This is a genomic window from Paenibacillus caui (assembly GCF_019904135.1).
In the GTDB taxonomy this organism is placed as follows: Bacteria; Bacillota; Bacilli; order Paenibacillales; family Paenibacillaceae; genus Fontibacillus; species Fontibacillus caui.
Genome location: NZ_JAIOGQ010000007.1, coordinates 140499 through 153752 on the forward strand (window position 1 = coordinate 140499; position 13254 = coordinate 153752).

The 13254-nt window shown below is 47.2% G+C and carries 13 protein-coding genes and 2 pseudogenes; 7 read left to right on the forward strand and 8 right to left on the reverse strand.

Going from position 1 to position 13254, the window contains the following annotated elements:
- Positions 1 to 66 precede the first annotated feature (66 nt).
- From K7397_RS06345 to K7397_RS06360, 4 genes are all read left to right on the forward strand, one after another.
- Positions 67 to 516 carry a hypothetical protein gene (locus K7397_RS06345; RefSeq protein ID WP_223067102.1) on the forward strand — a complete coding sequence of 150 codons (450 nt, stop codon included), beginning with the start codon at positions 67 to 69 and terminating at the stop codon, positions 514 to 516.
- Entirely contained in the window at positions 503 to 1483 is a 981-nt protein-coding gene (locus tag K7397_RS06350) for a polyprenyl synthetase family protein (RefSeq protein ID WP_223067103.1), read from the forward strand. The genes K7397_RS06345 and K7397_RS06350 overlap by 14 nt, the downstream gene beginning before the upstream one ends.
- Positions 1484 to 1961: 478 nt before the next feature.
- A complete protein-coding gene (locus tag K7397_RS06355; protein WP_223067104.1) occupies positions 1962 to 3683 on the forward strand; it encodes a methyl-accepting chemotaxis protein in 1722 nt (573 codons plus the stop codon).
- A gap of 461 nt (positions 3684 to 4144) precedes the next feature.
- Entirely contained in the window at positions 4145 to 4933 is a 789-nt protein-coding gene (locus K7397_RS06360; RefSeq protein WP_223067105.1) for a class I SAM-dependent methyltransferase, read from the forward strand.
- A 148-nt stretch (positions 4934 to 5081) separates the two neighbouring features.
- Here K7397_RS06360 and K7397_RS06365 read toward each other — a convergent pair whose 3' ends face one another.
- From K7397_RS06365 to K7397_RS06385, 5 genes are all read right to left on the reverse strand, one after another.
- Positions 5082 to 5486: a carbohydrate ABC transporter permease gene (locus tag K7397_RS06365; RefSeq protein ID WP_223067106.1), complete on the reverse strand. Its 405-nt coding sequence runs from the start codon at positions 5484 to 5486 to the stop codon at positions 5082 to 5084.
- A gap of 165 nt (positions 5487 to 5651) precedes the next feature.
- A complete protein-coding gene (locus K7397_RS06370) occupies positions 5652 to 5942 on the reverse strand; it encodes a hypothetical protein (RefSeq protein ID WP_223067107.1) in 291 nt (96 codons plus the stop codon).
- Positions 5932 to 6141, reverse strand: coding sequence for a hypothetical protein (locus K7397_RS06375; protein ID WP_223067108.1), 210 nt, complete (start codon positions 6139 to 6141; stop codon positions 5932 to 5934). The genes K7397_RS06370 and K7397_RS06375 overlap by 11 nt, the downstream gene beginning before the upstream one ends.
- A 136-nt stretch (positions 6142 to 6277) precedes the next feature.
- Positions 6278 to 6778 carry a GNAT family N-acetyltransferase gene (locus tag K7397_RS06380; protein WP_223067109.1) on the reverse strand — a complete coding sequence of 167 codons (501 nt, stop codon included), beginning with the start codon at positions 6776 to 6778 and terminating at the stop codon, positions 6278 to 6280.
- A gap of 44 nt (positions 6779 to 6822) precedes the next feature.
- On the reverse strand, positions 6823 to 7620 hold the full coding sequence (locus K7397_RS06385; RefSeq protein ID WP_223067110.1) for a PaaX family transcriptional regulator C-terminal domain-containing protein: 798 nt from the start codon (positions 7618 to 7620) through the stop codon (positions 6823 to 6825).
- A gap of 160 nt (positions 7621 to 7780) precedes the next feature.
- Here K7397_RS06385 and K7397_RS06390 point away from each other — a divergent pair, with 160 nt between their 5' ends.
- Positions 7781 to 8734, forward strand: a complete 954-nt coding sequence (locus tag K7397_RS06390; RefSeq protein ID WP_223067111.1) for a YbhB/YbcL family Raf kinase inhibitor-like protein — start codon at positions 7781 to 7783, stop codon at positions 8732 to 8734.
- Between the two features lie 251 nt (positions 8735 to 8985).
- Here K7397_RS06390 and K7397_RS06395 read toward each other — a convergent pair whose 3' ends face one another.
- Complete coding sequence (locus K7397_RS06395; protein ID WP_223067112.1) at positions 8986 to 9954, reverse strand: NAD(P)H-binding protein; 969 nt, start codon at positions 9952 to 9954, stop codon at positions 8986 to 8988.
- Between the two features lie 928 nt (positions 9955 to 10882).
- On the opposite strand from K7397_RS06395, the gene K7397_RS06400 reads away from it, so the two are divergent.
- Positions 10883 to 11371, forward strand: coding sequence for an HTH domain-containing protein (locus K7397_RS06400; protein ID WP_223067113.1), 489 nt, complete (start codon positions 10883 to 10885; stop codon positions 11369 to 11371).
- A 119-nt stretch (positions 11372 to 11490) separates the two neighbouring features.
- Here the strand turns inward: K7397_RS06400 and K7397_RS22145 are convergent.
- Positions 11491 to 11631, reverse strand: a pseudogene (locus tag K7397_RS22145) (IS701 family transposase); the annotation flags it as partial.
- 427 nt (positions 11632 to 12058) lie between these two features.
- On the opposite strand from K7397_RS22145, the gene K7397_RS06405 reads away from it, so the two are divergent.
- On the forward strand, positions 12059 to 12784 hold the full coding sequence (locus K7397_RS06405; protein WP_223067114.1) for a hypothetical protein: 726 nt from the start codon (positions 12059 to 12061) through the stop codon (positions 12782 to 12784).
- A 328-nt stretch (positions 12785 to 13112) separates the two neighbouring features.
- On the opposite strand, the pseudogene K7397_RS21365 reads toward K7397_RS06405, so the two are convergent.
- Positions 13113 to 13254: pseudogene (locus K7397_RS21365) on the reverse strand (IS256 family transposase); the annotation flags it as partial.

The following is a 13254-nucleotide window of genomic DNA, read 5'->3' on the forward strand; positions in this document are numbered from 1 at the left end:
CTACACTTGAATTACCTGTTTACGGAAGCAGACTTTAACAAGCTGCTAAAGGGAGGAGCTCCTTCGATGACTACCGGTCTCTTACAGGATGCAATTAACCTATTTCATGCCGAACTGTCGCCTGAAACCGGCATTCGCGCGGGTCTGGACACAACTGACCCCCTGCTCTCTGGCGCTCTTAAACTGCTGGAGGACTATCCTCTGCCTCCCCTTCGCTCTGCTCGGATCCTTGCCCTTTATTTTACAATCGTGCTCGCCATGGAGCGCCATCATGCCTGCCACGAGGCAGCGCCCGACTCCCTCACACGCCAGGTTCTGGATGGCGACTACTTATATAGCCTTTATCTTCAGATGGCCCTGAAATGGAAAGAGTACGACTTTGTTTCGGTTCTTGCCCCTTATATCAAGAAGATTCAGCTTAAACGGGCAGAGGGCCGCCCTCAGGATGATCTGCTGCTGCAGGGTATCGCCTGCTTTATGGAACTAGCACGGAGGAAATTCGATGAAACTGGATGAAGCTCTGCAAATCTCCCTGCATTCGATTAATCGTGAAATTAACAATATCGTAAGACAGGATAAAGATGTTCCCCGTTCCTCCCTGCTGGCGGAATCCATAAGCGGATTGATCGCTTCCGGCGGCAAACGGCTCCGCCCATTAATGGTGGTTGTGGGCAGCCGTTTCGGTCCTTCCCCGGACCAGCGGAAAATATGGCGGCTAGCGGCAGCGGCCGAGTTTATTCATGCCGCATCCCTGATCCATGACGATATCATCGACGGTTCGCCGCTCCGCCGCGGCAAGCCGGCCATGCACACGACTGTCGGCGTCAATGCGGCCGTTCATATCGGCAATTACATGTTCGCCCGGGTGATCGAGCTTGTCTCCGCCTACTCTGCCGAACGGGAAAAGTATGCCTACGATCTGACGTTCATCGCCATCACCCGGCTGTGCATCGGGGAATATCAGCAGCTTTCCCATGCGTTCGACTACGGGATGACCGTAGACCAATATTTGGAGAAGTCAAGAAACAAAACCTCGCTGCTGATGGCGGCTTGCCTGCGGACCGGTGCGCTGGCCGCCGGGGCAAGCGGCGAGATTGCCGGACGGCTCTACGAGTTCGGGGACAAACTGGGCCTTTCTTTCCAGATCCGGGACGACCTGCTGGACTTCACCGGCTCGGAAGAAGAGCTCGGCAAGCCGGCCGGCAGCGATTTGCGAAACGGGCAGGTTACGCTGCCCGTGCTTTATGCGCTGGAGGACCCGGCGCTGGCCCCCCGCATTCGGTCCATCGGACCGGATACGGCGCCTCAAGAGATCGCTAGCGTGGTCGCCGCGATCAAAGCCGGCGACGCTCCGGAGCGAACCGAAGCGTTCAGCCGCAGGCTGTTGAATGAAGCCCGCGGCATTGCCGCGGAGCTGTCCGGGTTCCCCGCGCAGCGCGATCTGCTTACGCTGCTGGAGTATTTTGGCGGGCGCGGCAGATAGGCGGCAGACGGCGTTCATTTTCCGGAAGGGAACGAACCAGCTCCTTTCCGGAGCAAGCGCTTCTTCATTTGGATTGCTGCGGCAGACAGCAGCATGATCGCGTAAATTATCTGTCTTTGGCACCCTGGCCAAGCCTTATCAACCACCAAGCGATTCCGCCGATCCCAAACAGGCCAATGAACGCAAAAATCAGAATATACACCAGATGCGGATTCATGGTTTATCCCTCCTTTGACTTCTGAAATCGGATAATAAGCAGGGTTTCTCTTCCTGTGCTTCTCTTCCTATCATTAACCTTTTTTCGCTGTTCAATAAGCGTATTCCGGCCGTTTCACGAAAATAACCGGTTGTTTTGCATTTAAGCAAGTGCTGGTGTATAATGTCACGGGTTTTGATTATCCAAAATTAGAAAGGCTTGTCTCTTGAATCAGACAGCCAATTGTTAGGAAGTTCGCTAGGTAAAAAGAAGGAGTTTGAGATGAGAAAAAGTATCCAGTTAAAAATGATTTTCAGTTTTTCAATGATTGTTCTTATAGCTTGTATTGTTATTTCGATCACAAGTTATATGTCTTCGGTGAATTTGGTGAAAGATTCATTAAGCACTGTGGCAGGGAATATTGCGAGTCGAGCAGTAGAAGTTATTGATATTAAGAAGTATCAGGAAATTACTGTTGAATCAAGGAAAACGGATTACTATCATGAATTACGGTCGGAGTTGAATGAATTAAGGGAGAAGACGGGGCTGCTATATTTATATACAATGTCTCGTAAAGAAACGAATAATGGCTATGAATATTATTATGTAGTTGATGGTATGCCAATTAATGATAATACGGCAGCCAAATTGGGGCAGAAAGAAGCAGATACGCGTTTTTATCCTCAAATGGGCAGAGCATTTGAGACTGGAAAAAGGCAAATTGAAATGACAAATACAGAAGACTACGGTCGTCTCATTACGTCATACATTCCCATAAAGTCTGACAACGGAGAGGTAATCGGGATTATCGGAGCAGACTTTGATGCAAGCAAGGCATATCAAGTGATGCGAGGTGACAAAATAAAGCTCATTTTGTTAACTTTAGTTATTTTACTCGTTAGCTTATTCGTTATTTTCTTTTTTACCCGTTATTTAGTAAAACCTTTAAAGCAGTTAACGAATCAGGTTGAAAAAATTAAATCTGGAGATTTATCATCTTCTATCGAGACGAATCTGGAAGATGAAATTGGTGTGTTAACAAGAGCGTTTCAAGGAATGGCAAACGATTTGAGGAAATTAATTGAAGAGATACATAATGATTCCAGACAATTAGTCGCTACTTCTGGTCAACTATTAGAAAGCACTAATGAAGTGAAAGCGGGAAGCCAACAAATTGTTGCGTCGATTCAGGAAATCTCTGCAGGAGCTGACATTCAATCTCAAAGTGCCGAAGAAGGTGTTCAAGTAATGGAAGATATGGCTGCAGGGATTCAACATTCTAAGAGTGCTTCTTCTGAAGTTTCTGAACAATCGTCTTTAACTCTTGCAGAAGCAGAGAAAGGCTATGCGAAAATTTTAGATGTTGTCAGCCATATGAATGACATTAATCAATCTGTCGAACAATCAGGGAATGCTATTAAGACGTTGGAAGTGCGATCTTCTGAAGTTTCAGAGATTATGAATGTCATTCAGAGTATTTCTTCTCAGACAAATCTTCTTGCACTTAATGCGTCGATTGAAGCAGCGAGAGCAGGCGAATATGGAAGAGGCTTTGCAGTCGTTGCCGAGGAGGTTCGAAATTTAGCTGAACAATCTGCAAACTCAGCAAAAGAAGTTTCGGATCTTATCGCTAAAATTAATCATGATACTGCTCATTCTGTAGAAACGATGGATGTTGTAGTCGAGAGAGTGAAAAGTGGGATCATCATCGTTCAAGAAGCTGGAGAGGCTTTTCAAACGATATTAGCAGCTATTCAAGATATCGTTTGCAAGATACAGGAAGTGTCTGCTGCATCTGAACAAATGTCAGCCGCTTCAGAGGAAATTGTTGCTTCTGTTGCAGAATCAGCTAAAATTGCTGAACAATCTGCGTACAGTACAAAAAATGTAGTGGATGTGACTGTAAAACAAAACGATTCTATTCATGATATGTCTAGCTCTATAGACTCTCTTTCCAAAATGGCAGAGCAATTAAATGAGTTAGTTCGCAATTTTAAATTGTAGTTGGTTTTATAGACTGTCATTGTTGATGTTCGCTCGTCGCTTCCTTTTTCCCAATATCATGGTTGCTTCTAAACATGTTGTATTATCTAAGGAGTTACTAAAACAACTTTTACAAATGTCGTGTATAATATATAATTGGTTTGTTAACATTTATTATAGTTCCTTTATCGGCTTTAACCCTCCTGAATACCGTTTCGGTATATAAATTCCTATTTGATGAACCCTAAGAGTATGAATTTTAAGTTTGATTTCTGATTCACGCTGGCGCGGTCATCGGAGCCGCAAGGACGAAAGAGAGGCAGGGCTTTTGTTGTTTTAGAAAAAGAGTTTGAGGTTTTAGCCCCGGAAGGAACCCGAATACCTTTACGTGTACATGAAGGTACGGTTAACAATACACCATAATAAGCGTCAGCCCGCGGTAATGGCTGGCGCTTATGTCCATTTTACGGAGGGATCAAGCAGTGCAGCCATTTCAGCAAAATCAAAAAGCATGGAACACCGGAACCTACGCAGCCTGGACCCGGCGGTTCGGGAGTCCGGCGGAAGCCGCGGCCAAGCTTCAAAGCGCTCCTGAAAAGCGGATCGGCAAGGTTCTTGACTATATGGGCGAAGTATCCGGCAAAAAAATTATGAACCTGATGGGCTCGGGCGGCAATAAAGCGGTAGCCCTTGCGCTGCTTGGCGCCGACGTTACCGTCGCGGATTTCTCCGAAGAGAACGAACGATACGCCAGGGAACTCGCGCTTGCTGCGGGTGTGCCGCTGCGTTACGTCGTTTCGGATGTGCTGCAGATGCCGGAAGAGGTCCTTACCGGAGATTACGACATCGTGTTTATGGAGTTCGGCATTCTGCATTATTTTGTCGATCTTGCGCCGCTGTTTGGCGTCGTCGCTTCCCTGCTTGCCAAGGGTGGCAAGCTCGTACTGCAGGATTTCCACCCGGTTTCGACAAAGCTGATTTCGTCTCGCGGAACAACGGCGAACATTCGCAAACACAAGGTGGACGGCGATTATTTCGACACCTCCTTGACCGAAACCGAGATTTCTTTCTTCAAATTTCTGCCGGATAACCGCAAGGAACCGGCCGTGCAAAAAGTACGGCTGCGCCACTGGAATCTTGGCGAAATCGTCACCGCCGTAGCGGGCCAAGGTCTGTACATACGCCTTCTGGAGGAACTGCCCAACCTCTCTTCCGAAGTATTCGATAAGGGCATTCCGAAGACGTTCACGCTGGTAGCGGAAAAGCTGTAGCCTGTAGCCTGAACAGCTGTTTCTGAGCATGCTGCCCGAGTGATCATAATTGGGCCGGAAAGTGAGCCGGACCCCGAATAAGTTAAAAGAGCCTGGCAAGGTGAACAAGTTCGACCTTTGCCAGGCTGTTTGTTTATTTCATTGGTCGCTACTGCACACTTAAATTGTCCCAATTCTGCTGGAACTGTTCGAACATCTCCTGCTTGTTGATTTTTTCGATGGAGGCAAAACCTCTGACAAAAATAAACTGCCAGATGAAGCCGACCAGCAGGCCGCCGATGACGTGCGGCATAAAGAAAACCGTTCGCATCGCGCTGCGGGCAAACAGCTTTCTGGTCAGCACATAGGCCAGGACAAACCCCAGCAGATTCGTAAGAATCAAGGCCAGGACCGTAAATCTTGCCGTAAACCAGAACGAATTCAGGAATGAGGGGTCCTTGGTGAAGATGTGGATATAGTTCTGAATAAGCCCAGGAAGAACGGAACGGCGACAACCACAGCAAAAAATGCAGCTGGACTGCACCTCCTCTGGAACGATCGCCAAATTCGGCATGACGGCTTCTGGGTCTTCCCAGCCAAAAAAAAGAGATACTGCCGGACGCACACCGACAGTATCTTCAACACTTTCAAACTTTCATTCAAAAGGGGAATGATTGAATTATAGGCAGCGAAGATTAACTCGGCCTTAGACAAACCTTAAGATTACATAAAAAATAGTTTAGTATTGGGTCCAATACTTGATATCGCCCTTCGGACCTGATGCTGAAGGATATGGCCGTTCCTGCTCCCTCTCTTGTTCCCAGCCTTCCAATATTCGAATATGCTGAAGCTCCGGCCTGTGATCCCACCGGATGAAGCCTTCCTCCTTCAGCTTATCCAGCGCCGTAAGGATCTCCTGTTTCCGCCGCCCGGTCTTATGTTCCAGTTCTGTCCAGGTAGGCATTCGTCTTCGCTGTCCCGAGAAATTAAAGAGAATGCGGAGCAGCTTGCGCTGAAGATCAGGAAGCATGGATGCTTCCCCGGAATGCCGGCGGCTGAACCGCCAGAATATGATCTATGCGAAAAGCTCTGGGCTCCCCGATCTTCAGGCACGCGGCCCGAACCAGGTTCCCGCGAATCGCATGAACCTCGATCCGCCGCTGCGTAATGCGCCCGGCACGGTCCATATAAATGATTTCAACAACTTCCCCCACATATTTCTCCAGCATATTCACACCGCCTTATAGGAACGTTTGTTTGTATTATATACGAACAAACGTTCTTTATACAAGTATGAAAAATACCCATCCTGAACAATTTGCGCCAGGCATGGGTCGTGGAAAAGTGAATGATCATTCTTTCTGCTTATACCGAACAAGTTAAAATGTGCTGGGTCCCTATCGGCCCCACTCTGATCGCCCCGTGATCCTCGAATCCGCATTTAAGATACAGGCTTTTGGCCGGGGCATTTCTGGCATTTACAGCAAGCACAACAAGCCGGATTTCAGGAAAATGTTCCCTGACAAACGCCCGAAGCTGCAGCATGGCTTGTTTGGCATATCCTTTGCCCTGGTCCTTCTCATTAATCGAAAATGACCTGAGCAGCAGCGCGTGAGGGCTGTCCGTAAACCCGTGGACATCCTCTCCCCCATCCAGAATGAAAAAACCGACAGGCCTTGTATCCGCCAAAATGACAACAGGATGCTTGTGCTGTTCCTGGATGGCTGACCCTAATACTTCATTCGGCATGCCTGTAAACTGCTTTTTTTCCTCCGGCAGATAGAAGCTTTCAAGCACGGCTTGATGCTCGGGCTCGTAAAAAGCAAGCTGTACGTTTGTCTTTTGCTCAGGCCGCTCGGGTGTCATAAAGCTCTCTCCTTTAAACCAGGCTCATCTAAAATCCTCTGTTGTCAAAAAAAAGATGCGTACGGCGAAGCAGGCGGTATAGCGCCCGCAATACGCTGCAGACAAAGCGTAAATTCGTTCTGCACCCACCTGCCTGTCCAGTCCGGAGGAAGCAGAGGCGCAGGCAGCATCGGATCTTCCAGGTTCATCTCGCTGATCGCTTCGCCCAGTTCCAGATAAAGCGTGAACAGACCGAGCGGGTCGCTCTCATTCGGCGCGGCAGCCAACGCCTTTTCCAATCTCGGATGAAAATCCGTCTCGTACCACGTCTTCTTCCCCCGATAGTCCGACTCTAACTGCTCAAGCCGCCAGATGCGCGCCGCTTCCTGCGGCCCCATGTCCCTATCCAGCATCCGGCCGGAAAATACCGTGGCAAAAGGTTCGAGTTCATGCCGCCGGATGCATTCGCGCACCTCTTCCCTGTACGGCCAAGGGGAGAGATAGACGCTGCTGTACAGCAGACCGAAGCCGATTTGCAGCATGTCTGTACGAAACCGGTCACGGTGCTTGCGCAGCGCTTCCGGAATTTCGACCATGACCAGTTCCCAACTGCCATCCCATTGTTCCCCGTACCGCTGGGGCTTCAGGTTGATCGATCGAATGAATTTCCGTCCAGCGTCGGTGATCCGGTAGGACGAGCGCGATGGCGACTCGGCATATCCTTCCTTTTTCAGCCGGGAAAGCGCATTGCGGATATAAGGAGCCGTGTAATGGCGGCGCTCATAAATCGTTATAATCTGCCGGATTTCCATCCGGTTGGCCCGTGAAAGCAGAAACAGAATTTGCTTATCGACCGATAACACATCATCACATCCTTATTGACAAAGAGAATACAGAGGTTTATAACATAAATATCGACGTCGGTATATAAAATTGTTATAAAAGGTGTGGTGCTGACTCTAGTATTGTAGCTTATCGCTCACCAAAACAAAAACCGGAAGTATTTTTTAGGAGGAGTTCAAGATGTCATTGAATTGGAAAAAATATATGTGCATGCTTGCAGCCGGGGCAGCGCTCGTATGGGGAAGTTCCGTTTCGAACGTTTCAGCTGCGGGAAATCGGGATGTCAGCGCGAACGTGAACAGCTATCTGCAGTGGAATTCGGCCGTACATATCGAATTGGATTCAGCGCCGCTTGGGGAAGACGCCATCATGGAAAATTCACAAATACTGGTGCCGCTGCGGGCGGTCTTCGAAGCGGCCGGAGCGAAGGTAAGCTGGAACGCGGCCTCAAATACCGTGACCGCCGAAGGAAAAGGATACAAGCTTACCCACACGAAAGGGGCGCGCTCCGTATCCGTGAACGGCGTCCGCTATGAACTTGATCATGAATCCGTCGTATCCGGCGGCCGTTTGATGGTGTCTGAACGGGCGGTGCCGCTTGCGCTTCAAGCCTCGCTCTATTGGAACTCTGCCGAGCGGACATTGTCGATCGTCTCGGCGGCGGACAAAAGCGGCGGGTTGCAGATGAAGAGCCCATCCTTTGAACAGTTTGGCAGCATGCCTGCCAAATATGCGCACCAGACCGGCAGCGGACACGACATCAGTCCTCCGGTAAGCTGGTCCCATGCGCCGGAAGGCACAAAATCGTTCGCGGTCGTCATGTACGATATTCATCCGATCGCCGACAATTACATTCACTGGAGCGTGCTGAATGTGCCTGCAACGGTTCATGAGCTTGCCGAAGACGCGGCCTTCACGCTCCCTGCCCAGCAGCAGCCGAATGCTTATTTCGGAATGGGGCCGCCGCCCTTCTCCGGCGATCATCTCTACCGGCTGGCCGTATATGCCCTGGATACCGAGCAATTGGAATTGAAAGATAAAGTCGTGTTTTTCGATGAACTGGAGCCGCTGCTGAAAGCGCACGAGCTCGGACATGCGGAGTGGGACGGATTTTTTAAAAGTGCGGTGAAGTAGGGACGAGCTCATTGTCACACTCCCGTAAGGAAAACAGGCTTTCTTGTTGAATATGCCAAATATACAAGGCGACTTCCTTTCTTCTTGGTCTTTCGGTTTGGTCACCGAAAAACTGCTGCAAGCTGAAGGGAAGTCCCTTTTTTTCTATAAAAATAATTGCGTATCAAGAGAGTGGATGCGTATAAATAATCAGATGTTTCATTTCCTGTCTCCTTCAATTCAGATAGTGATTAATCAATTACTATTCACCGTTAAAAAGAGAGCCTTTTTTTTCTTTGCAGCGCGTGAATCGTAGCCGAGATTCCCTCTTCAAAGGGAGTCGCCCGGATAGGTCCGATCAACCGTTCGTATTTCTCCCTGCTTAAGACAACGGGCTCTTCGGTCAAATAGAGCATCTCCACGACCTCCTTCATGACCGGCACTGCCATGCCGAGCAAAGACAGCCCGCCTCTTCCGAGCGGAATGACCGGTTTGGTGACTCCGCTTGCCTGCCGGGCTATTCGTACGATCTCTCTGCCCGAGATCAAGCCTCCGCCCGGTATATTCCAGTTTTGCCCATAAGCGTCGTCCCTGCAGGCGAGCTCTGCAATCATGAATGCCGCATCCGGCAAGTAGACGAATTCCCGGGGGACTCGCATATTGCCAATGAAAAAAGCCATTTTGCCGGCCGCGATAGCTTCGAGCGTAGAGCCCAGATAAGAAGCCTCATTTGCCGTGGGACCGTAATAATCCGGCAAGCGGACGATCATAACCTTGGCCCGGCTCCAGCGCTCGTCAAACAGCATCTTCTCGTAAGCTAGCCTGACCTTGCCCTTCTTCGTATGCGGCTGCTTCGGATGCTCCTCGGTCACCCTATCCGTCTGTCTTCTGCCATAGGGATAGATGCCGTCGATCGCCACTACCTTCAATCCAAGCCGGTCTGCGGCCTCCATCACGGATTCACCCAGAGGAATTAACTTGCTCGCCATTTCGTTGTACGGTACATTCGCGCAGTGGAACAGAACGTCCGCGCCCTCCGCAGCAAGGGCAACGTCATGCGGACGAAAAGCGTCGCCCGTTGCAATCGTTAAATGGTCTGGATTACCCAGACTAGCCTTAAACTGCTCCAGTTTCTCGCGTGATCTCCCGAAGGCCACCGTCGGAATCCCTCGTCTGACCAGTTCCCCCGTAATCGAAGCGCCAGTACCGCCAGTTGCTCCTACCACAATCGCTTTTTTCAAAGGTATCACCTCATCCTCAAAATGTGATTGATCAATTACTAACGTGATGACAATGTATCATTTTGTTATTGATTAGTCAATCACAAATTTTAAAAATACTTTCCCGCTGCTCATATTTCGTTCAGCTCGGGATGTTTATCCTTGCGCTGCTCACATATCTGAATAAACGAAAATAACCCGCCCAGGTTAGCGCCAAGGGAACGGGTTATTCTCTGCTTTACTTTGGATGTTTCCCACCCAAGTGTTGTGCAGGGAGTCGGCGACATCCGACTTCTTTTTCTATTGTTATCTTAGCATTTTGTATTGTATACCTCAACGCAATATGATTTTCGAAAACGCTGGGTGCCTAGTCACAGTTGCTTCCTAATCTGCAGGAGGCGGAGGCGGTCCTAAATAATAAGAAGGGCGAACAGATGAGGAAAAAAAACACTTTAATAGACTAAAAGGTTAGAACAATATTGGGAATTCACCAAAAACAGCAAAAAACGCGACCCTCCGAAACCTCGGAAAGCCGCCCTGCTTGACTATGAAGGGATGCTGGTGAAGGGAATTGAACCCCCGACCTACGCATTACGAGTTCCAAGAATAGTGGTTCTATAGGTAGTGCATTAACCCCATTGAAATCAAGATTTTTTACTTTGATGAGTGTCCCTAAGATAACCTAAGTATCCGCAAGCGCGTTTGCAATTTTGTTAGCTGAGGGTGTCCCAAAAGTAAACTTTGGAACACCCTCAGCTAACAAAATAGGATGGTATTCGTAAAAAACCAAGGAGCTAAGCGGTAAACTGGTACCCATAGACTGGACACTTTGAAAAAAAAGGGGGTTGGGCTGTGAGTACCTTTTGTATACTGGAAGAAGCAACGGAGGGGATGACATGAGTACGAAAAGGTTTAGTGAAGCAGAGCGCGAAACATTATCGGAAAATCCATGACCTACACGGATGAATTCAAACGGCTATTCATCGATCAATATATGCTCGGAAAAACGCCAAGAGAAATCTTTGAGGCTGCTGGATTCGACGTCAGCATCATCGGGATGACGCGCGTGGAACAGTGCGCGGACCGCTGGAAGAAAGCCTATGAGAGGGACGGGATCATTGGGCTGTCCGACTCGCGGAAAGGAGCCTCTGGCCGCCCTCTAAAAAGGGAATTAACCCCAGATGAAGTCATTGCTAAGCAAGAGGCGAAAATTAAGCTGCTTGAATCTCAAATTAAACTGCTAAAAAAGTTCGCCAAGAACGAAAGGAGGCTAGTTCTAGACAAATACAACTTAAGCACAAACCATAGATTTGAACTCATTCAGGAAGCTGTAAATCAAGGATATGGACGGATGACGAGATACTTTTGTGAGCTCCTTGAGATGCCCCGCTCCTGCTACTATCGTTATCTAAAAGCAGCGGATATACGCTTAAAGTGAGCTGTTCAGGATCAAGAAGCCGGAAAGCTCATTCAGAAGGCTTTTGATCGTCACGGCTTTAAGAAGGGTGCCCGCTCCATCAAAGTGATTCTGGAAAACGAGTTTGGCATCGTGTACAACCTGAAGCGTTTGGCTGTAGCTGCCGTCATATACGTCTCGATATGCCCCATTACCGGCTTAGAAAAATAAAGTGGCACTCGGTGCTGCAACAAATAGTTGCGGAGCGTGGGATGATCAAATACGATGGCGGTATGAGACATAGCGATTTCTCCTTGGTGTGAATTTGGTTGTGGTGACTACTTTTTACCATAAGGAGGGCGCTTTGTCTCTATTCTTTTTGATTTACAGTTTACTGGAAGCGAATTTGCTCATTTATAGTCGGCAATCTATTTAAATTAAATAGAACAGTCAATCTTATTTTTTTAAGATGTATTTCCAACAAACTAGGATTAAGGAAATAACCAGTATAACTAACAAAACTGTAAAAAAAACAATCAAGAGTCCATACATATTCAAGCAACTCCCCTCCCCCAAATATTGGATTTATCTTATATCTTACCGAAAATCCAACTCTATTGTAAATATAATTTTACACTTCCATATTTTAACTAAAGCATATATAATATACATATACTTTCAATCTATGGCCATATTGTAAGTATTAACAAAAGATCGGAGATGTTAAATTTGAAAAAATTACTAACTTCACTACTATCTACTGTACTTGCTTTGACTATTTGTGTTCCAGTGTTTGCTTCAAGCGATTCATCGGGGCTAGATTATGAACAGTTCAAAACTAGCTTATTAGAGGCTACACTCCAAGGAAATGATGAACTTGCCAGCAATATCTTAGAGAATAATCCTGAGTTAAACGAACAGTACGTTCAGTCTGCAGATGCCTTTGACTCAGATAAAGTAAATGAAAAGTTAAAAAATGTTAAACTTGGAGCAAATGACTCAGTTCTGATTGTGATGGATGATAATAGCTTTGTAAAAGTTACTACAGTTACTAAACCCGTAAAAGAGAATAATACTGGTATTTCCACTAGAGATTATCAAACTGATTACGACATGTCAGGAACAAAATGGAGTACAACATACACGTATGAAAGTGGTAGCAATTTCAAACTAGTTATGAACACATACTATCAAATTGGAAGCAAGATGAATATTTATCAGTATGATTACAGTGGTACTGATGGTTCCCTAGGTTTTACTGTAGATTCGGTAAATCAATCTGTATCTGGAAACAATACTGCGACTGCAACAGTAAAAGGTAATTTTACAGTAAAAATTGTAGGAGGAAACAAGCAGTATTATACTCTTTATACAGAAATCGGATTTTTAAAAGCTTACTTAGAATCTGATGGGTATTATTATGTAGATTATTATATTAATAGCTGGAAGTCATAGAATATTCACAAACCATTTAGTAGTCAACATTAAAAAAGCCCACCGACCATGTGGTTAGTGGGCTTTTATGCATGGTGTCGCGGCCGATCGCGTATCGGTGTAGCGTTATCTAGGGTATATTTTTAGATTTTGATGTGCGTACAAAGAAATCCAATATTTTTTTGTAGCAGTATTACGTAGGTAAAGCATCCTGTACGTTTGCTAATGAATCATTCGGCACTGGGTGGATATCTACCTACAAAAGAAAACCATATGAAGTCGTCAAAGGGTGTGTCAATAATTTTGTGTAAACTCATTTATAGAGACTCCCCCATGGGGGAGATTGCCCTTACGGCAGATGTTGGCCGATGCGTTCGGGGAAGAAGACCGAGAACTGCAACAGCATTTGGCCCCAGTTCTGGACACGGCCTGTCCATTTGCGGGTGACATCCATGGTGACCAGATACAGCATCTTTAGCAGCGCCTCGTCC